At 51.4% G+C, this 20,735-nt stretch carries 15 protein-coding genes; 5 read left to right on the forward strand and 10 right to left on the reverse strand.

Going from position 1 to position 20,735, the window contains the following annotated elements; translation table 11 throughout:
- Positions 1-149: 149 nt before the first annotated feature.
- A complete protein-coding gene (locus tag Q9R35_RS12690; RefSeq protein WP_311219947.1) occupies positions 150-3,452 on the forward strand; it encodes an autotransporter domain-containing protein in 3,303 nt (1,100 codons plus the stop codon).
- 27 nt (positions 3,453-3,479) lie between these two features.
- On the opposite strand, the gene Q9R35_RS12695 is transcribed toward Q9R35_RS12690, so the two are convergent.
- The 4 genes from Q9R35_RS12695 to Q9R35_RS12710 form a co-directional block, all read right to left on the reverse strand.
- Entirely contained in the window at positions 3,480-4,232 is a 753-nt protein-coding gene (locus Q9R35_RS12695; RefSeq protein ID WP_042485171.1) for a DUF4880 domain-containing protein, read from the reverse strand.
- Between the two features lie 280 nt (positions 4,233-4,512).
- Positions 4,513-5,538, reverse strand: coding sequence for a hypothetical protein (locus tag Q9R35_RS12700; RefSeq protein WP_311219948.1), 1,026 nt, complete (start codon positions 5,536-5,538; stop codon positions 4,513-4,515).
- Positions 5,539-5,701: 163 nt separating this feature from the next.
- A complete protein-coding gene (locus Q9R35_RS12705) occupies positions 5,702-6,490 on the reverse strand; it encodes a PhzF family phenazine biosynthesis protein (protein WP_311219949.1) in 789 nt (262 codons plus the stop codon).
- Between the two features lie 269 nt (positions 6,491-6,759).
- Positions 6,760-7,113, reverse strand: coding sequence for a MarR family transcriptional regulator (locus tag Q9R35_RS12710; protein ID WP_021447165.1), 354 nt, complete (start codon positions 7,111-7,113; stop codon positions 6,760-6,762).
- Positions 7,114-7,675: 562 nt separating this feature from the next.
- Here Q9R35_RS12710 and Q9R35_RS12715 point away from each other — a divergent pair.
- The gene (locus Q9R35_RS12715; protein ID WP_311219950.1) at positions 7,676-8,593 is read left to right on the forward strand and encodes a pyridoxal-phosphate dependent enzyme; all 918 of its coding nucleotides are present in this window, start codon (positions 7,676-7,678) and stop codon (positions 8,591-8,593) included.
- A gap of 212 nt (positions 8,594-8,805) precedes the next feature.
- Here the strand turns inward: Q9R35_RS12715 and Q9R35_RS12720 are convergent, their stop codons facing one another.
- The 4 genes from Q9R35_RS12720 to Q9R35_RS12735 all read right to left on the reverse strand — a co-directional run bounded on the left by Q9R35_RS12720 (position 8,806) and on the right by Q9R35_RS12735 (position 12,833).
- Positions 8,806-9,789 (reverse strand): DUF4105 domain-containing protein, encoded by a 984-nt coding sequence (locus Q9R35_RS12720; RefSeq protein WP_311219951.1) that lies wholly within the window; start codon positions 9,787-9,789, stop codon positions 8,806-8,808.
- Positions 9,790-9,913: 124 nt separating this feature from the next.
- Complete coding sequence (asd, locus tag Q9R35_RS12725; RefSeq protein ID WP_045930441.1) at positions 9,914-10,762, reverse strand: archaetidylserine decarboxylase; 849 nt, start codon at positions 10,760-10,762, stop codon at positions 9,914-9,916.
- A gap of 219 nt (positions 10,763-10,981) precedes the next feature.
- The gene (locus Q9R35_RS12730; protein ID WP_311219952.1) at positions 10,982-12,349 is read right to left on the reverse strand and encodes a diguanylate cyclase; all 1,368 of its coding nucleotides are present in this window, start codon (positions 12,347-12,349) and stop codon (positions 10,982-10,984) included.
- A 256-nt stretch (positions 12,350-12,605) separates the two neighbouring features.
- Positions 12,606-12,833, reverse strand: a complete 228-nt coding sequence (locus Q9R35_RS12735; protein ID WP_252605768.1) for a hypothetical protein — start codon at positions 12,831-12,833, stop codon at positions 12,606-12,608.
- A gap of 1,032 nt (positions 12,834-13,865) precedes the next feature.
- Between Q9R35_RS12735 and Q9R35_RS12740 the strand changes: the two genes are divergently transcribed.
- Positions 13,866-14,924, forward strand: coding sequence for a metallophosphoesterase (locus Q9R35_RS12740; RefSeq protein ID WP_252605767.1), 1,059 nt, complete (start codon positions 13,866-13,868; stop codon positions 14,922-14,924).
- Between the two features lie 724 nt (positions 14,925-15,648).
- Here Q9R35_RS12740 and Q9R35_RS12745 read toward each other — a convergent pair.
- Positions 15,649-15,885 carry a hypothetical protein gene (locus Q9R35_RS12745; protein ID WP_143243712.1) on the reverse strand — a complete coding sequence of 79 codons (237 nt, stop codon included), beginning with the start codon at positions 15,883-15,885 and terminating at the stop codon, positions 15,649-15,651.
- Between the two features lie 207 nt (positions 15,886-16,092).
- A complete protein-coding gene (locus Q9R35_RS12750; protein WP_063689845.1) occupies positions 16,093-17,265 on the reverse strand; it encodes a methionine aminotransferase in 1,173 nt (390 codons plus the stop codon).
- An 885-nt stretch (positions 17,266-18,150) separates the two neighbouring features.
- On the opposite strand from Q9R35_RS12750, the gene mnmG reads away from it, so the two are divergent.
- Complete coding sequence (gene mnmG / locus Q9R35_RS12755) at positions 18,151-20,067, forward strand: tRNA uridine-5-carboxymethylaminomethyl(34) synthesis enzyme MnmG (protein ID WP_063689842.1); 1,917 nt, start codon at positions 18,151-18,153, stop codon at positions 20,065-20,067.
- Complete coding sequence (gene rsmG / locus Q9R35_RS12760) at positions 20,064-20,735, forward strand: 16S rRNA (guanine(527)-N(7))-methyltransferase RsmG (RefSeq protein WP_063689839.1); 672 nt, start codon at positions 20,064-20,066, stop codon at positions 20,733-20,735. The genes mnmG and rsmG overlap by 4 nt, the downstream gene beginning before the upstream one ends.

Genomic DNA, 20,735 nt, shown 5'->3' on the forward strand with positions numbered 1-20,735 from the left:
TACCGTGATGTGTGCACCAAGTGTTGCGCCTTTTACTCAGCTGTTCGGCACAGCTCAGAAATAAGTAGCAAGAAAAGACACTTTTATTTACTTTTATACGAAAAGTGCCCCCCCCCCCCTAACCATCGTCTTCTCTTTATCTGAACCCCATGGACTTCAAGATCAAAGCACTACTAGGCCACACCCTGTTGGCCCTGAGCTGGGCCAGCAGCGCTTATGCCTACGAGACAGAATTCATTCTGAACCAACAAGGTCAACAAGCCTTTGAGTTGAGAATCTATGGCCCTGATGATGGCGGTTACGATACGTCGGATCAATCCACTCCACGCGTTTCCCCCTGGAATATTGACGAGAATGGTCGGCTGAAAATCCGTGCCGCACTGGAGCGTTGGGCCGAAATCCTGAATCTGCCGGCGGGCTACACACCGGCTGTGATCAACCTGGGCACCATGAATGACGAGAACGCCAATGCCTACGGTGCATCACTCCAGAGCCCTGATCACCCCAACTTCACCATCTCGGCCTTGCAAGCACGCTTGCAGGGAATCTTCAAGGGCAATCCGACTAACCCCGATGCCGTTATCAGCGTCGGCAAGCTTGATCTGGATACGGCTCCGGTCAACCCAAGCCAACTGCCCTTGACGGGCAAGGCTGACTACAACGCAGTGATTTTCCACGAGCTGGCCCATGCTTTGGGCATCAGCAATACCGTCACAGACAACCTGCCTGAAAACAGCTTTGATCCACCCGATCCCTTCTTCCTGGATGACCTTAGCCCCTGGGCCTTGGGCTTGCGCGATGACCAGGGTCGAGCCCCCAGCCCCGGGCAGAAAATCCTGTGCTCGGTCTGCACCAATCCATATGATCCTGCCGCTTTTGACCTGCGCCAGGACAAGGGCTATTTCACCGGCGATCACGTACAGGAAGTTCTGAATGGCGCTATGCCGGGCATTCCCGTCAGCATCCTGAACTTCCACGACCAGCCCCAGGATGGAGTGGACCGCAACTACATGAGCCACACCGAGCTGCGCAACAGCTTGATGAGCCATCAGACCTATCGCAATTACGTGAATCTGATGGAGGCCGAAATTGCCGCCTTGCAGGATATCGGGCTGAGCATTGATCGCCGCAACTTCTTTGGCTATTCGGTCTATGGGGACAACGTCACCCTGAACAATACCAATGGCTACTTTGCACGCAATGAAGACGGCACGGCCTACCTGCCTGGTCAATACAACATGGCCACACAAGGCTTGGGCCTGCACATTTATGGCGAACGCAACCTCATTCGCCAGGCGGCGGATCTGCTGACAGCCGGGCCAGGGGGGGTAGGTGTACGTGTGGACGGTAGCGAAAACACGCTCATCATTCCCGAGGCGACGCGTATTCATGCCCACGGCTGGTATGGTCGTGGCCTGCAGTTCAGCTATGGCCGCCATCACAATATTGTCCAGCAAGGTGAGGTCCGGGCAGATGGCCAGGATGGCGTCGGGGCCTTGTTTGATTTCGGCCAGAACGCCATGGGCAGCGACGATGAATATCACGGCTCCTGGATGCTCATGGCTAAAGGCCAGCTACGCGCTGTACCGGAAATATTGCAAGGTGCCTTGGTCAGCAATTACGACTTGTCCGGCACCTTGTCGGGTCAGAAGGCGGCCATCCATATCGCGGACAATGCCTGGGTACAGAACATCAATATTCTGCAGGGCGCACAAATCACAGGTGACATTACCTCGGATTACAACCGCCGCGACGCCGACCAGCAACTGTTGCTGACCCGCATCAGCTTTGGTCAAAAAGCCGATGAAAATGGCCGTGCTACCAATGCGGCTGACCCCGACTTCCAGATGCGTTATGACGGCAATATCAAAGGCCAAAACAATCTGGCGGTCGTCATTGCCGGGGGCGCCACTTCCTTGAATGGCCAGCATGAGCTGTACGGCTTGCGCGTGGATCAGGGCGCGACCCTGTATGGCAATAGCGAATTCACCCTCAACCCTGAATACAACTTCACCAATAACGGCACACTCAGCCCCGGGAACTCCTACGGGAACATGACGATCAAGGGCAATTTTGTCCAAGGTGCCGATGGCCGCATGCTAGTGGAGGCCTCGACCACCCAGAATGATCATGTTGATGTGCAGGGCCTGGCTCAGCTCGATGGCGAGTTGACCGTGGATCTGCAGCCAGACTGGTATCAAAACGGCTGGACATTGAATCAGGACAAGGTGTTCACCGCCAGCCAGACACAAGGGCAGTTTGCTGCGCTCAATGCCACGCTGACATCCCCCACCCTGAATGTAGAAAGTACAGGCAATGGCTGGACTGTCAGCCGTAATCAGAATGCGTATGCCCAGTACGCAGCATCGCCCAATGCCGCCGCTGTTGGTACCAGCCTGGCACAGGCTTCCGCAGGTAATCAGTCCCTGGCGGCCGTGTATCAAGCCATGGATTTCTCGCGTGCAGATGGCAGCGATATTGGTCTGGCCCTGGATCAGCTAAGCGCTGGTTCCTACGCCGCCCAAACCGCCGCCTCCTTGCGTCGCGAGCAATTGGTATCCGAACAACTGCGCCAAACCGACGGTATCAACAAGAGCGGCTGGCAAAGCTTCATCCAGACCTATGGCGGCCGCTATCACTGGCAACTGGGCAGCAACGATGTTGATCACCGCAGCGAAACCTATGGAGTGATGTTGGGAGCAGAACACCGCGCTGAAGGCAGTGACTGGAGCCTGGGCGTGCACGGCAATGCCAACGAGCAGCGCGTCAATGTCGACGCTCCGTTCCAGGCCAAGAGCAAGCTGACTGGTTTGGGCCTGGGTGTTCATGCCCGCTATCGTGCTTACAGCCAGGAAGGCTGGACCGGTCTGGCTCAATTACGTGTGGGTATTGAGCAGGGGAAGATGAACCGCAATATCAGCTTCGTGGACTATCAGGCGCGCCCTGCGTCGGATTGGACTGGCCATACCGTCTCGCTGGGGGTACAGACTGGCTATAACTGGGCACTGGGCGAAAACGGCAGCATCGGGCCGGTTCTGGCTCTGGATTACCTCCATTACCGTCGCCCAGGGCTGGAAGAAAGTGGCGATGCCGCCAGCCGTCTGCGCCTGGACTCCAGCCGTCAAAACGCCTTGCAGGCCTCTGTGGGCCTGGCCCTGCGTCAGAACTGGGATTTAAGCCAGAATCGCCAACTGCAAACATCCTTCTCAGTGGCTTGGGAGCAGGCTTTGCTAAGCCGCAATCAGACTCAGGAAGCGGCTTTTGCCAGTGCCCAATCGGTAGGTTTTGAGGGGCGTTATGCGCGAGTGGATCGCCATGCCTTGTCGCTGGGAACCAGCATCAGCTTGCAGCAATCCGAGCGTCTGCGTTTAGGGCTGTCAGCCAGTACCCGTTTATTGGGAGATAGCCGTGCCGATATAAACGGTAAATTGTTCCTGAACTGGATGTTCTAACCATCCTGAAATGCAAGAGGCCGACTGTTAGTCGGCCTCATTGGGAGATGCAGGAGCGGGTTGAACCCGTTTCATGCCAGACCATCGATCCACATCAATATACTGACCGGGAATCAAAACCCGAATCTGTCGGCGCCACCATGTTCCACTGGAGACTTCGACCGAACCAGTATCCACGGCAAACTTCATATGATCGCTGTCCAGAAAGGCCGAGAACTGCCCTTTGTTGCTACGTGCCTGTGCAAAGCTGGTAAAGACCGTCACGCTCTTTTGTGTGGGGTCAGCCAGCAGCAACGTGACCTGGCCGCGTAACAGCTGCAAATTCAGCCTGTCCTCGTACTCGCGGATTTCAAGAGCCGAATCGGGGCCCAGTCGTACCACAGCGCCATCCACAAAGCGTTGCTCCAGCATTTGTGCACCTGATACCAGATGCTCTTGCCGCAGCACCCGCTCCGGCCAGGAGAAAAACACGGTCAGGGCCAGAGCCAAAACAAACAAGCCAGCCAGCAAACCCCGGTGATAAGGCTTGAGCAAGGCGGCCTTTTCCCCCGAGCTGGCCAATAAACGGCGAATTTCATGCTCGGGCGCATCCAGGCTGGCGTCACAAAAATAACAAATGTATCGATATGAACGTTCATTTTCAGGATTGTCACGACGCCAATCCTCAAATTCCCGTAATTCGGCTGCAGTCGCTTCGCCGGAATTCAAGCGAGTAAACCAATACGCAGCCTGTGCGTGAGCCTGCGTATGCTCCAGCAGCTCCCCTTGATATGTCGTCATAGCGGCATCTAACCTTGTTCAGTCACGCCAGCAATAGGGAGGTCTCGAATGGCGGCATGTTTCTGCCGCTCAGCACCAAAACCTCAGGAAAGGAAACCAGTAGCCACCCACTCTCTAGCTGCCTACTTTTGAAAACGATGCGTTTTTATTTTATACAATCGCTTCAAATGCTTACATTAACTCAAATTGAGCCAATCAAAACAAATTCGCCTTATTTAATTACACTCACTACAAAAAAAATGCAGATTACAGGTAAAAAAAGCCTGGGTCGGGCCGTTAACTAGTGAAATCCGTCCAAAATCTGGCCACCAGGCAACTCGTGGAATTGTTCTTTACCTTGATCCGAATCCTCACCGGCCGGCAATACCATTTTCAATAAAAGAGGCCACTGCGGGTAAAAACGATAGTTGGGTGTGGACACCCGAGTACCAGCGGGATAGGTAAATCCACCGAATTGAATTTCCTGGGCCAATCGCGCTTGAGAGAGATAAAGAAGATCTTTATTTTTATCGACTGAGAAATATGCACGCTCCAAAGGCAAATTCCAGGCATGAACCTGTAAACCCTCTGCCTCAACGCGCAGCATCCAGCGATCCTGATCCCGCTCTCCATTGGTGTACAAGGTCCCGTCGGGTCGGGACTGAACCAAGGTTCCAGCAGGCAAATCCAGAATGAAGTCCGGAGCAGAACTCATATTGGAAGCCGCCGCATAGGGGCTCCAGCCTGTAATCCGGTTCCCTTTACTCAAAAAGCAGCTGAAAAAGCGAAAGCCGGTATCCACCGTAGAATCCTGTTCCATTTCAAGCACTTGGCTGCCATCACACTGCCAACCCTCCAGCGTTGTATCGCCTGCCAGATACAATTTCCAGCTGGAGTTTTGCAGGTCGGGCCGGGGGCGCTCGAAGGACAGCACAGGAGCATTGCCCACCATCACCGCCTCTGGAAAACGGGCCCATGACACGCTGTCCGGGTCGCCCCACACGTTCAGCTCCAACTCTGTTCCAGTGGGCATATCAACACCGGCAAAGCGGCCTGGTTCTTTTAAAACATGCTGTCGGCTAGCCAGCTCCTGTCGCTGTTTTTTTTCAAACTGGTAGCTCTCCCATTGAAAAACGCTGTAATAAGCCGCCAATACCAACAAGGGAAGCAAAAACAGTATTCTTGGCCAGGGTTTTTTCTTGAAGTTTGCCCGGCGCTGTGGCTGCACTAAAAGCAAAACAGCCCAGACCAGCACAATAAACAATGCAAGTGGTCCAAGCGTAATGATCAGCAAAAAAACCAAAGAAAATGGAGCGACAGGAATCATAAGAGATCAAAAAATCATAAAAAGTCGCAATAAAGAAAGCCGAAAAATACATGGCTAGTCTTGCTGACTACAGTGCTGACAGGGCAGAACGATAAAAAAGCGAAGATGCGTTACCAATACAGGCACCGTGCCGCTGTGCCTGTTTAAACCATTCAGTACTGTCTTAAGCGACCTGTATATAGCCTTCCATATACATGACGGCCTGACCCTTCAGAAAGACGCGATCGCCATCCAAGGTGCAGTCCAGCACGCCCCCGCGCTCGGAAGCCTGATAGGCCAGCAACTGGTTTTTTCCCAAAAGAGGCGCCCAATAAGGCAACAAGGCACAGTGAGCCGAACCCGTCACGGGATCTTCTTCAATGCCGTGACCGGGCGCAAAAAAGCGACTGACAATATCAAACTGGCCCGAGCCCGCCGCAGTCACAATACATCCTTCATAACCGACCGCCATCATGGCTGCCGTATCTATCTGCAGCTGTCGCACCTGCTCCTCTGTTTCCACCACAGCCAAATGGGTAAAGTCATTACGCCACAGTTGCGTAATCTTGGTCCCCAAGGCTTTTTCCAACCTGGGATCATCATCCACACGAGTAAGCGGGCGTGCAGGAAAATCCATGACATAGCCTGCCTCGTCACGGCGCACCGTCAAGGCACCACTCAACGTGTGAAACACCACCTGGCTATCTTGTGGCCGCATATGCTGCAGCACGACAGCAGCGCTGGCCAAGGTAGCGTGACCACACAAGGGCACCTCTACCGTGGGGGTGAACCAACGCAAGCGAAAGTCCGGGCCTTGCGGCACCAGAAAGGCAGTTTCAGCCAGATTGTTCTCCCGCGCGATCGACTGCATCAGGGCATCGTCAGGAAACTCGGACAACAACACGACAGCGGCAGGATTGCCCGCAAACAAGGTGTCAGTAAAGGCATCAACCTGATAGATAGGTAAGCGCATTCTGCCTCCAGGCATGGAATTCAAGGTGAGTCCTCAGTATAGAAAAATAGACTCTTTGAAGGCAGGTAAATCTATGGAATAGGGGCCTGTTTTAATACAGCCAGCCCATTTCGTTTTTTTAAGCGCCGAGCACGCGCACGCTTTCGACAAACGCTTGTTTGCATTCCATTATCGGGACCCGAGCGCGTCCAGCTTATTAGCGCAAGCGCCAAAGCTTATTTTTCCAGTCCTGCCATTACACACAACGACGCAGCGCGTCATTTGTGCAGTCAGACATTGGCCGCTTCTAAAAGACAGGCAGAAAGTCGATCAAAATGCAGCAGGGCAGCTTGGCTCAAGTCGACTTGCTTGCGGCGTGTGTCCTCCGTGTCACTGAGGACGATCCAGCCTTTCTCACGCATGGACTTGAGTCGGGTGTGTATGGTCGCGGGCGATCCCAGCCGCTCTACGGCCATGACATCGCGTACCGACAAACGCAAACAGTCTTTCGATGCTTTGGCAACCAGCACCAGGATGCGCTCTTCAAGCGGGTCCAGGCAGGGCAGGCAAGGCAGGGTATGCAGCGAATCGGCGAGCTGCAAAAAACGCATATAAATATCAGCAGGTCTGGTGGCAGTTTTCATAACAAAATCTTTATTCCTTTAAGAGCCGCTACAACAGCGTCTTTTCTAGAAATAAGTTCTGGTTATTATTGTTTTTATTCCGATCAGGCAAAGCAAAAAACAACCCTGCTTTATGGCCCGAGTGATTGGAATGAGTTTTGGCGCTTATCATGCACCTAAAATTAAACGCTTAAGACCGGGCCTGAATTCCCTGCGGAAAGGGGTCTTGAGTCGGGCGATTTGTCTGGAATTTTATCAGATAAGCCCTTGATTTAGCTTGAACACTACGCTCCGGAAGAAGCGAAATTGTAAGTAGGTGCAGACAAGCAGGTAGATAGTAAGTTGCCTCACATTAAACGCTAATTAAGAAACTTGGCGCCAGGAACCAGCGCAGTTACAAAACCGGGGGCTTTGATATACACATCCTTTACAAACAATTTTCTGCCTGCATGCTCTGACAGACACAAAACACCGCCCAAGAACTTTAGCCACACGAGTTTCAGACCGATAAAATGTGGTGAACAGGGCTCTGAGCGTCCCATGCGCCCCCCTCAGATCACTATAAAATCTGGAACGATAAGAAATGATTCTTCACCTTGAGACACCACTTATTTATTCACACGCCTTGAGCGATCCACTTGGTAAACAAGTTTGGTTGAAAATGGATGCGCTTCAGCCTAACGGTTCATTCAAAATTCGCGGAATTGGCCACTTGTGTCAGCACCATGCCCAGCAAGGAAAGAAGCGCTTCATCATTTCTTCAGGCGGCAATGCGGGAATTGCCGTTGCCTATGCGGGACGCCGCCTGACCATACCTACTGTTGTTGTCGTTCCCGAAAGCACCAGCGAACACGCCAGACGCTTGATTCAACGGGAGAAAGCCGAGCTTCACGTGGTGGGCAAGAACTGGCAGGAAGCGCATGAATATGCACTGACCCTGGTGCAAGAAGACGATGCCCTGATTCATCCCTTTGACGATCCTTTGCTGTGGGAAGGCCACGCCAGCCTGATTGCTGAAGTCGCCCAAATGGGCGTGCGACCCGATGCCGTCTTGCTGGCGGTAGGGGGAGGTGGCTTGCTAAGCGGTGTCGCGCAAGGTCTGCGAGAACAGGGTTGGGACAAGACCACCATTATTGCTGTGGAAACCGAGGGCACGGCCAGCCTGGGCGAGTCGGTGCGACAACGTCAGCACATCACGCTAGACGAAGTAAGCGGGGTCGCCACCTCGCTGGGGGCACCACGGGTTTGTGACCAGGCCTATGCCATCAGCCAATCCCATCCCACCACCTGCATTCAGGTCAGTGATGCCCAGGCCGTCAGCGCGTGCTTGCGTTTTCTGACCGACCACCGCGTCCTGGTCGAACCCGCATGCGGCGCGGCTTTGTCGACCTTGTACCTGGACCACGAGGCACTGGCACCTTACAAAAACATTCTGGTTGTTGTGTGTGGTGGTAACACCATGACACTAGAACAGTTGGTGCAGTGGCGGGCCACACCTTGAGCCTGCCTTGGCAGAACTCAGTCATTGAAAAAACGGACTGTTTCTATACAAACTCCATTCTTGTAAGCACGAAAAATAGTCTAAAAAAAACCCATCATTATTTTCACATGATGGGTTTTTTTGTTTATTTCTCATTCTGAAAACGATCTAATTATCAGAACATAAAAAGTAAAACATATGTTTCACGTGGAACAAAAGCACCTAAAACAGCCTTAAAAAGGCTTTACCAGAGGCAAATTCTGTCGAATCAGGGCTGAAAAATCCTGCCCTTCCTGCTGCGACAAAGCCCTGGGATTGATATAGCCCAGCCGCTTCAGTTCCTGGAAGCTATGGCCTGGGGCCAAAGCATTCAGACCGTACACATACTCAGCCAAATAGCCCGAGGCCAGCACGCGCCAGTCCCAAGGCACACCATCCACAATCTTGGAAACCATGTCGTAAACAATAGTGGTGCAGTTAGCCGTCAAAGTGTTGTAGAAGCGGGGAGTGGTCTGCAACTGCTGGCCTTGCTCCACATAAGACAAGAACAGGGCCTGCATGGCGGGTTTGTCTAAATTCACGCTGTACATGTACACGTCCTCACCACGAGTATTGCTGCGGGTGCGCACAATGTCCTGTTCGGTCGCCGCAACCAGGCTTAATTCAAAGTCCTTGAAGAAGCCCCCGATGGCAGAAAAAGCCTCATGCTTTTCCTTGCGGATCTCTACTGAGAACACCACATGGCGACCGTCCTCAAAGCCAAAGGACACCAAGGTGTGCGCAATGACCGGGCCCATCCAGTACGACAGGAACATATCTACCGATTTGATCGTCTGCAAATCGTAGTCCTGCTTTATCCAGCGCTCGTCAAAATCGGATTCACTGCGCCAATTAAAGTCGCGCACATTGTGCAGGGTCACAATCGAGCCATTTACCTCGCCATAGCTCATTCTGGCCACATCAGGTGCCCATTCCCGGTCATTGCTGGGCGCAATACTGCTCCACCAGCCCACCAGCACCAGAAAGCCCAGCGCCTGAGGTACAAAGAGCCAGTTCTTGCCCTTGCTCAGGGCATACAGGCTCAATATCGCCACCGCTATCCAGCCGGCCAATGCCAGCCAGCGTCCCAGACCTGCCGACAGCTGAAATTGCAGTGCCAGCGTCCCCCAGGCCGCTACTGCCAAGACCAATAACAGGACCAAAATCTTGATCACCATCGTCCCCCACCTTTTCATACTCACTCCACAAACATCTTGAATACAGATTGCCTTTAACCGCTGAACGGCCAAAAAAAAACCTGTGTCCACTTGAACACAGGTTTTATTCACAGGGAAACAGGGTTTAGCCCTGATAGCCCATCGCCTGACCTTGGCGGATCACGCCTTGCGGGTGCCAGCTTGGATCGAAGCGATACGCGCTTTCTTTGGGAAACAGCATCACCACGGTAGACCCCAGCAGGAATCGGCCCATTTCCTGTCCCTTTTCCAGGACGATATTCTGACCTTCGTAATTCCATTCGCGAATCTTGCCATCGCGCGCAGCATTCACCACACCATGCCAGACGGTGACCATACTGCCCACTACCGTCGCCCCCACCAACACCAGGACGAAAGGGCCTTGCTCGGAATCAAAAAAGCAGACCACACGTTCGTTACGGGCAAACAGGCCGGGAACACCACGCGCTGTCGTGGGATTGACCGAGAATAAATCTCCCGGCACATGAATCATGCGCTTGAGCACACCCGCGCAGGGCATGTGCACCCGGTGATAGTCGCTAGGACTTAAGTACAGGGTCGCAAACAGCCCATCCTGATAGCGGGCAGCCTCCTGGGCATCGCCTCCCACCAAAGCCGTCGTGGAGTAGCTGTGGCCTTTTGCCTGGAACACCTCCGCGCCCTGAATCAAACCCAACTGACTGATCGCACCATCGACAGGGCTGACCAGTGCCGTATCCGCGATAGGGCGGGCGCCCGGACGCAAGGCACGGCCAAAGAACTCGTTAAAGGTGGTGTAGCTGGCTGGATCGGAGTTTTCCGCCTCGCTCATGTCGACCTGGTAGCGGTCGATAAAGCGTTTGATAGCCCAGGTCGTACGCCCACCCATGGGCTTGGAAGCCAAGCCGCCTAGAAACTCGGTCAGAGCCTGTTTAGGAAGCAGGTACTGGGGAAGAACAGCCAAACGGGGATGCATAAAATCAGCTCGCAAACAAATCCTGCTTCAGCCTGAGGCCAAAGCGTCTATGCCATTCAATGTAATTGTGTCTGGCGCACCACATCAGGCCGGGAGCATCGCTTCAAAGGCCACGCACAGTCCAGAATCAGGCGCCAAACACTGGCAGGAACAAAACAATACGCACTTGTAGCACAGGTTGCCGCCATACGACATAAAAGGGCGGATCAGCCTGTCCGGTCAAACGTACACGACCCGGTCACGGCCTTCTTCTTTCGCCTGATACAAGGCGCGGTCAACCCGGCGCAGTGTACGTTCGTAATCGGGGTGGCCATCATACAAGGCCACGCCAATACTGGCCGTGATGTTCATGCTTTCTCCATCCACAACCCTGAAGGTTTCTGCATGAATGCGAAGACGCAAGTTACGGGCGGCACGCATCGCTCCATCCGCATCCACATCAACCAGTACCAGCAGGAACTCCTCCCCCCCAAGGCGGAAGACATAATCACCGGCACGAGCGCTATTGCTAAGCAGCTCGGCAAACTGGCGCAGGATACGATCGCCCGCGTCATGCCCATAGGTGTCATTGACACGTTTGAAAAAGTCTATATCCACGGCCAGCAGGGCAAAACGCGACCCGCGGTGCTGGGCATAGCCCACTTCCCGGCTAAGCACGACAGGCAGGTATTTGCGGCTTAGCAGACGGGTCAGCACATCCCGGCCAGACTCCAGCTCGTTTTGCTGCTCAAACAAGCGATCCAGATGCAAGCCAATCGCGCGGGTTCGATCCCGCAGCTCGTGCAAGCGCAGAATCTGCCCTTTCGCGTCCCCTTGCTCAAAAGCTGGCATCAGCTCGGTATCAATCACGTTCATCAGATCCAGGATCTCACGGCTCTCTACCGTGCCCTGGAAGGCATGGGCGCCCTTATGCTTGAACCAGATACCGAAGTCCGAGTCCCCAATCCGCGGGGCTGGCGTCACACCATTGTTAACCGCCATTGCAAACATGAAGAGGTTTTCCCAATCCAGCAGCGCGGCACGCTGCCGGCCACGTTCGGCCGCCACGTTCTGCACAATGGCAAACAGGCGATAAGACTCTTCAGCACGGGATTTACGCTCGCGCGAATTGGCGTAGGCATGGCTCATCAGCTCCATCGCCAGATCAATAAAGTTCTGAATATAGCGATAGCACTCCCAGGCCTGCTCGGAGCTGATAGTCGAAGACTCAAATAAAAAACGGGCATAACGCCCCTTGAGCAAGCGTGCACCACGCAGCACCAGATGAACTGGCACCCCGACCCGGGCGTGGACCTCGCCAACCTGATTTTGCAGCTTGACCTGATCCTGCATATCACTGTGTTCATCCACCGAAAACAGCTGAACCAACCAACTGCGCAAGGAACGATGCAAACGCTTGTGTACCTGTTCATGCGACAGATACACCTGCGCGGCAGGGTGCTTGAGCATATGCGTATAAAAATGGGTTGCAAGCTCGTCCTGGTTATCTTGAGTGATAGTCAGCACATGAGCACGGACCGCCAGGGGCACTTTCTGGAGCAAGCCGTGCCAGTCCTGAGCGGCTTCTTCGATATTCGGTTGAGACATGAAGTACGGGGTGAGTAGCGAGACGATGCTTAAGGATTAAACAGCCTTGGCGGCAATTGTTACATGAGGGGAGATTTCGCGCTATTTCTTATAGCGATACAGGCCTCGGGCTAGCAGGAGAATACCCCTGCTGCTCACAAGGAAAAAACATACCCCTTAAAGATAAATGGATGATTCCACCGACCAGCGCAGCAGCACGCTGTCCTTGCACGCAAGCAAACGCCTGTTCCGCCTTACTTTGACGGCGATCTGCAATTCAAACCCAAGGCTTTGTCGGCCCAAACGCCCTGAAAGTTCCACGGTGAGCAAATTGTCCTGTCAAAGCAGATAGCTGACCAAACAAACTACCCGTTATCGCCAAAAAGCCACGCTCGGCATCCGGACTGAGTACGGCCCGATCAAGCATGTCCAGGCTGAAGAAGCTGAAGCAGGCCAGGAAAGAAGCTGGGTTTATATCCAATACTGAAAAAACATCCAGATCCATATGCCCGTAGCTGGCCACACCACTCCACATCACGCCAGGTCGGGTCGGGTCGGGTCGGGTCGGGTCGGGTCGGGTCGGGTCGGGTCGGGTCGGGTCGGCAGATAGGTTCCACCGTTAAACCTGATCATTCAATATTTATTGCTCTGCCCCAAGCCATTCTTTTATTAAAGAAGAGCGAACTTTATCTACAAAGCCCGGAAAGGAATCAATTGATAATCAAAGAAAAAACTGGAGGACAGAGATAAAAAAATTCAACCTATTGATTAATTGCTGCTTTTTTTAGAAAAGCATTAATCAAAAAAACCTGTCTATATAAAAGTAAGATAAATAAAAAAGAAAGCAATCCAGCCAGATTTTAAAAATAATAAACAGGGTTGCTATTTTTTTTATTTTTCGAAGATAACAATAAAGATTGCAACCAAAAAAACAACAACAACACTGAATTACAAAAACAGATTTTTGTTTGAACCAAAGAAGACCAATAACAGTCGTGATAGCCCGACTTATCCACAGGTCTGAATAAAAAAGAAATCCACAATTTTATTAACAAAATAGATTAAACCAAAAATGGAAATATGAAACCAAGGAAAATATGCGGTTAATAAGAAAGTGAATAATTTGTGGATATTATAAAGGCTTAATTCGCACTCCAACATGGCGTTGGTGCAAACATCGACATCAGCTCATCCAGACGCACCAGGCAGGCAGAATTCGGCCAGAAAATCGGTCAAGGACTGGGCAAAAAAGCTATATTTAAGGCAGCTACTGGCTTTGGCCCCCTGTGGATAAGCTCCAAGAGGGCCTGTTGTGGACGTGTTGTGGATGAAAGGGGGATAAGTTGCCTGTCTTTCAAGACCTCAAATTTTGTCCAGTTTCGGTCCACCGACTCCCTCGGGGTGATACACAGGCAAAAGTGGTCTATAAGATGTTGAAATTAAAGAAAAATTCTCAGCTATACCACTTATCCACAGACACCCATTATCCATTACCAGTTATATATATAGTTATTATTAAATAAAGATCTCTTCACCCATGCCCAACTTTCTTGTACAGCCTTTACCTGCTGGTTCTTTAGACATCATCGGTGATGTACATGGAGAGCTTCAGGCCTTGCAACAACTGATCCAAAACTTGGGTTATCAGGAAGATGGCTCTCACCCGGAGCAACGTAGCCTGATATTCGTTGGAGATTATTGTGATCGCGGTCCAAACAGCCCTGCTGTAATTGAGTACCTTAAGTCCTTGATAAATAATAATAAAGCAAAAGGAATATTAGGTAATCATGAAATCAATCTACTGATAGACGATGCAAAAGATGGTTCAGGCTGGTATTTTGATCAGCGATATCAGTCAGATTTAAAGAATTACTCGCCATTTAAGTGTGCAAAACCTCAAAATAGAGACGAAATCCGAAAGTTTTTAAGCTCACTACCCATTGCATTGGAAAGAAGTGACCTCAGAATTGTGCATGCCGCCTGGAATAATCCAGCTATTGATGCAATTCGATCGGTAAAAAGCGAAGATTTTCTTGATTTTTTCTTTGAATGCGAACGTAAAGCTGATAATTATGCAGAAAAAAAAGGAATTCTGAATAAATATCTGGCTGCAAAACAGGAATGGAAAGAAAAAATTGAAGATCCAAAGGCCTTGATGCCGTTATTGCAGGCCTACATTGACTACGATTTGGTCAAAAATGACTTCAACCCCATCCGTTTGCTGACTTCCGGAACCGAAGGCCCCGCGGATCGCCCATTTTTTGCTGGCAACCGTTGGCGTTTTTCCGACCGTACCCCTTGGTGGAACAGCTACCAGGACGATATTCCGGTCGTTTTTGGCCACTACTGGCGTCAGCTCTTTCCTCAACCAACAGCGAAAATGTCTAAATACTCCTTATTATTCAAGGATATAGATCCATTTTCCTGGCACGGCGCAAAGAAAAACACGTTTTGCGTGGACTTTTCTGTTGGGGCTCGTTGGCGCGATCGTCGCAAGGACCAGGCGCCTGAAGACTCGGCTTTTCACCTGGCTGCTTTGCGTTGGCCAGAGAAAATCATCATGACGGACACCGGTTTTACGCAGCCAACCCGCTAAATCCGCTTTTCTTCCTGCTGTTACAATTTTCTTTTCTGTGGATAAGCTCTAGGAAGGGCATTGTGAACAGGGTGTGGATACATAAGGCATAAGTAGGTAGTTCTTTGTGGAGTCTAAAAGTTGTACCTAAACCATCCACCGGTAAGCGTTAGATCTATCCCCGGAAAAAAAACCGCTAAGCTCTTGTTTTATCATTGCTAAAGACACTTGTTCGACTTATCAACAGGCCTCCATCCAATAATTCTAATAAAAGATTTAAGTGCTTGTTATATAAGATAAGTTCAACTCCCTGAAGACCAGGGACCTGCTCTTTGCAAGCCAAAAGTTCTCGACTAAGATGCAGTCCATGAACAAAAATCACGATCTCGCTCAACGCTGGCTTATGCGACTTTTGCATACAGAAATTTGAGCCGCAAAGGCTGAAAATAAATTTTCAGAACCGTGCACGATCAACTTTGCTGTCACGCCTCTGAGTTTTCTTTCAACATGAGAAAAACTCAAGCAAAGGCTTTGATTGGCAAAAGAGGGGAGTTCTATCTGGACGACGTGTTTGGCCAAGAATTTGCTATGGCTGCAGGGATTGCTGAGCCTGAAACTTGTACTAGGTCAATCTTGTTTGAATTTTTGACTTATCCACATTTTGTGGGTAAAGCGTGTACTTGTGCTCGCACAGGGCTTGTTCAGCCTGGAGCAGCTGGGTGAACTGTGTATTTTCACAGCTTAGCTATGTTTGAAGAACGTGTAATTTTGAAATAAGTCCTTGTTTTATATCTATATTTTTTGTGGTTTTAACTTTGAGGCTGATTTTTTTGCTGGCTGCCGGTACTGAAACAGAGAAGCTATAACGCTGGCTGGTTCTTTCTTTTATCAAAGGAAAAGAAGCGATAACTGGGCAAAAAATCAGGTTTACCCCCAAAGTTATCAACAGGACAGTATGGGGACGACAAATCGCCTGTTTCACGTTTGGCGTCTTGCGGGTTACAAGGCGCGGGTTTTGTGGTTCGCGGTTGGCGTTTTGAGGCCCAGGTAATGCGTGTTGTTTCGCATGGCTGTTATAGGGGTTCTGTAGCAGATATAGGCAAGATTACGACGACTGTACTTGTCCACAAAAATCAGGGTATAAAAAAACCGCCTGACGGCGGTTTGATGAAGGCAGAAGGCAAGGTGTTTAGACCTTTTTCAAGCGTTCAATGGCCTGATCCAAGGTGTTGGGCTGCTTGGCAAAGCAAAAACGCAGCAAACGATGGTTAGCCTGCTTAGAATTGGGATTCAGGTAGAAGGCAGAGACGGGAATCGCGCCCACGCCGTAGTTCTGGTTCAAGTGCTTGGCGAAATCCAGTTCGGATAGCTCTGAAATGTTTTCATAGCTGGCCAGCAGGAAGAAAGTCCCTTCACTGGGCATAGGTGTAAAACGTGTGTTTTGTAGACCTTGGTGCAAATGATCGCGCTTTTCCTGATAAAAAGCGGGTAGGCTCTCCCAGGTAGCAGGGTCTTGCATATAGGTGGCTAGACCGGCCTGTAAGGGGCTGGGAACGGTAAAGACGGTGTATTGGTGGACCTTGCGGATTTCCGTGCTGAGACTGGCAGGAGCGCAGCAATAGCCTACTTTCCAACCTGTAGCGTGGAAGGTCTTGCCAAAGGAAGAAACGATGACTGCTCGTTCTGCCAGGCTAGGCCGGGTAGCCAGACTGAGATGCTCTTTCTGATCAAAGGTCAGGTGTTCATAGACCTCATCGGACAAGATGATCAAGGAAGGATGCTTTTCTACAATTTGCTCCAAAGCATCCAGATCCTGGGGCTGCAAGATGGTACAAGTCGGATTGTGCGGGAAGTTGATTACCAGCATACGGGTCTTGCTGGTGATGGCTTGCACTACACGGTCCCAGTCGACGCGGTAGTAAGGCACAGCTTCGCTAGGCGCTGTCATGGGGACGGCAACAGGTATACCTCCGGCCAGCTCGATGGCGGGGATATACAGGTCGTAGAAGGGCTCGATCACGACGACTTCATCGCCTGCATGCACAAAGGCTTGGAAACTGGCCATCAAGGCCTCAGTGGCGCCACTGGTAACGGTAATTTCCGTATCCACCTTGTAAAGGCGGCCATAACGAGCCTGCGTTTTGCTGGCAATAGCGGCTCGCAGGGCAGGGTATCCCGCCATGGCAGGATACTGGTTGATGCCATCCAGCATGGCCTGGTGTACTGCCTCAATCAAAGCCGGATCCGGATTGAAGTCTGGAAAGCCCTGGCCCAGGTTAATGGCCTTGTGCTCCAGGGCCAGCTGGCTCATGGTGGTAAAGATGGTGGTGCCCACAGAAGGGAGCTTGGATGTGATCTGCATGGGTCTACTGATATGAATAATAAAAATGCACCCGCGCTTCAAAGTTGAGCAAACGGTTGGGTGGCGAAGTATCAGACAAATTCTTGTCGAAAATACCATAGATTCCACGCGTGTCAGTTGATCGTGGAACCAGATGTTCAGGACAGTTTCTTACATCGATATAGCTGTTCCCTATATGAGAATTGAGCCTCGTTTTCCTTGCTGCTTGTTTTCTCTTCAATGGCTTCATCCCGGGTGCCTGTTATGAGCGGGGAATTTTTAGGGCAAACCTGTGTCTTAAACATGGCTCCGGTTAGGGCTGTCTATGTCCTGACAGGTTGGAGGTGGAGCCCGCCTTTTAAGATATTGCCTGCCGTTGAAAACGGCCCCGACTTATCCGAATGCTCCCTTTTGTGCTCATAGGACATTTTCAGGCCTGTAGCCGAAGCAGTCAGGTTGGCAAATCAAGGCGCTATCTTTTCTTCGGACGGGCAGAATTCACCTTGTCTCCAGACAGTGAAGCAATATTCTTGTGCATCAGGCTGTATTTCTTTTGATTGCTCTGTTATCCACAATTTTGCTTCCTGCTTAAGTCGAATTTATCCACCTGGGGCAGGGCACCCGCTTAGATAGCTGCTTTTAAGAGATTTAAGGGTGATAAGCGCGCCTTTTATGGCTTCCCTCCCTGGCGTATCATGGGCAGGAAAAATCTTCGAAGGCGTGGCCTGCTCCCTGGATAGTTGCCTGGGGATAAAAAACGGCCTGTTTCTCCACAAAGTTATCCACAGTGGTATTTACGCAAAAAACTGTGTTCCACGTGGAACAGATATTGGTTCCATGTGTTTCACGTGGAACAACCATCGCTGGTAATCGTATAATTGGTTTTTACTTTTTAGCTGTTCTGACATGATTTATCCCGAAGAGTTTGACGTTATTGTCATAGGCGGCGGACATGCTGGTACCGAAGCGGCTTTAGCGGCAGCTCGAACCGGCGTGTCTACCTTATTGCTAACCCATAATATGGATACCTTGGGGCAGATGTCCTGCAACCCTTCTATTGGGGGGATTGGCAAGGGGCATTTGGTCAAGGAAGTGGATGCGCTGGGCGGGGCAATGGCTTTGGCTACCGACCACGCTGGTATTCAATTCCGTACCCTGAATAGCTCCAAAGGGCCAGCCGTGCGCGCCACTCGTGCTCAGGCTGACCGTTCTTTGTACCGCAAGGCTATTCGTGAGGTCCTGCAGAATCAACCCAACTTGATGGTGTTCCAGCAATCAGTCGAAGACTTGATTGTGGAAGGTGATCGGGTAGTGGGTGCGGTCACCAAGATTGGTTTGGAGTTCAAAGCCAAATCTGTGGTTTTGACTGCAGGTACTTTTTTGAATGGTTTGGTTCATGTAGGCCTGAATAATTACTCGGCAGGTCGGGCAGGGGATCCACCGTCCATCAGCCTGGCGCATCGCTTGCGGGAACTGCAATTGCCCCAAGGGCGATTGAAGACAGGAACCCCTCCGCGTATTGATGCCAATACTATCGATTTTTCCCGTCTGGAAGTTCAGCCCGGCGATAGTGATCCAACTCCGGTGTTCTCTTATATGGGCGATGTTTCCATGCATCCCCAACAGATGCCGTGCTGGATTACGCATACCAATGAGCGTACTCACGACATTATTCGCTCCGGTCTGGATCGCTCGCCCATGTATAGCGACCAGGGCACTATCGAGGGTATCGGCCCGCGTTACTGCCCGTCTATTGAAGACAAGATTCATCGCTTTGCAGACAAGAGCAGTCACCAGGTGTTTTTGGAGCCAGAAGGCTTGAGCACGACCGAGATCTACCCGAACGGTGTCTCGACCAGCTTGCCTTTCGATATCCAATTGGCTATGGTGCGCAGCCTGCCAGGTTTGGAGAATGCTCGTATCATGCGTCCAGGCTACGCGATTGAGTACGATTATTTTGATCCTCGATCCCTGTATCCCACGCTGGAAACCAAACAGATTCGTGGCTTGTTCTTTGCCGGCCAGATCAATGGCACGACAGGTTACGAAGAAGCAGCTGCGCAGGGCTTGTTGGCAGGGGTGAATGCTGCCCGTTTGGCCCAAGAGAAAGAACAGTGGTATCCACGCCGTAACGAGGCTTACCTGGGTGTGCTGGTAGACGATTTGATTACCCGTGGGGTGACTGAGCCTTATCGCATGTTTACCTCTCGCGCTGAGTATCGTTTGAGCCTGCGGGAAGACAATGCAGACCAGCGACTAACTGAAATCGGTCGTGAGCTGGGCCTGGTGGACGATGCCCGTTGGGATCATTTCAATCGCAAGCGCGATGCGGTCGCACGTGAAATCGAGCGTTTGAAGGGTACCTGGGTGAACCCCCGTAACTTGCCTGCTGAACAGGCAAACGCACTGTTAGGTAAAAATATCGAACGGGAGTATTCCTTCTTCGATTTGCTCAAACGCCCCGAAGTGGATTATGCAAAGCTGATGGCCGTGCTGAATGATCAAGGCACGTCGGTAGCAGGTCCTGGTCTGGAAGATCCTGTGCATATTGAGCAGGTGGAAATTCAGGTGAAGTATGCCGGCTATGTGGCGCGTCAGCAGGACGAGGTGACTCGTCAGGCAGCGCTGGAAGAGCAGGCCATTCCAGAGGATCTGGACTACGACGATATCAAAGGATTGTCGATTGAAGTGCGTCAACGTTTGAAGGCTGCCAAGCCTTTAACCATTGGCCAGGCCGGACGTGTTCAGGGTGTGACACCTGCGGCGGTTTCTTTATTGTTGGTACACCTGAAGCGCAAGCAAAAAAACAAACAAACGGCATGAGCGATATTTTTTCAAAACGCCTGAATCAGGCCCTGCTGAATTTGGGCCTGGATCAGGACCCCGCCTTGGTGCGCAAGCTACTGGACTACATTAATCAGTTGCAGCGCTGGAACCGTACCTATAATCTGACCGCCCTGCGTGACCCAGATCAAATGCTGGTGCAACATATTTTTGATAGCCTGTCGATTGTCCGCCCGTTCCAGAACTATCTGGCCAGCAGCAATCACTCGGCGCAAGAATCGGTTCGAATTGTGGATGTAGGGTCAGGGGCTGGTTTGCCGGGTGTTGTTTTGGCAGCATCATGTTCCACGTGGAACATTACTTGCATTGATGCTGTTGAGAAAAAAATGGCATTTGTTCAACAAATGGTTGGGGCTTTGGCCTTGCCCAATTTGTCGGCAATGCATGTGCGTGTAGAGCAGCAGGAACCCATGCAGGCAGATATTGTGGTTTCCCGAGCTTTTTCTTCGCTGCTTGATTTCGTAAATTTGGCAGGCAGGCATGTTCGCCCAGGTGGGCGCATTGCAGCTATGAAGGGTAAAGAACCTGATTTGGAAATAGCCGCATTGCAATCTGAAAGTAACTGGCAGGTCGAACGAATAGAATCATTAACCGTACCGGAGCTAGAGGCACAGCGTTGTCTAGTGTGGTTGGTGCAGCAAGGATAA

The organism is Alcaligenes sp. AB3 (genome assembly GCF_031844565.1).
GTDB classification, from domain to species: Bacteria; Pseudomonadota; Gammaproteobacteria; order Burkholderiales; family Burkholderiaceae_B; genus Alcaligenes; species Alcaligenes faecalis.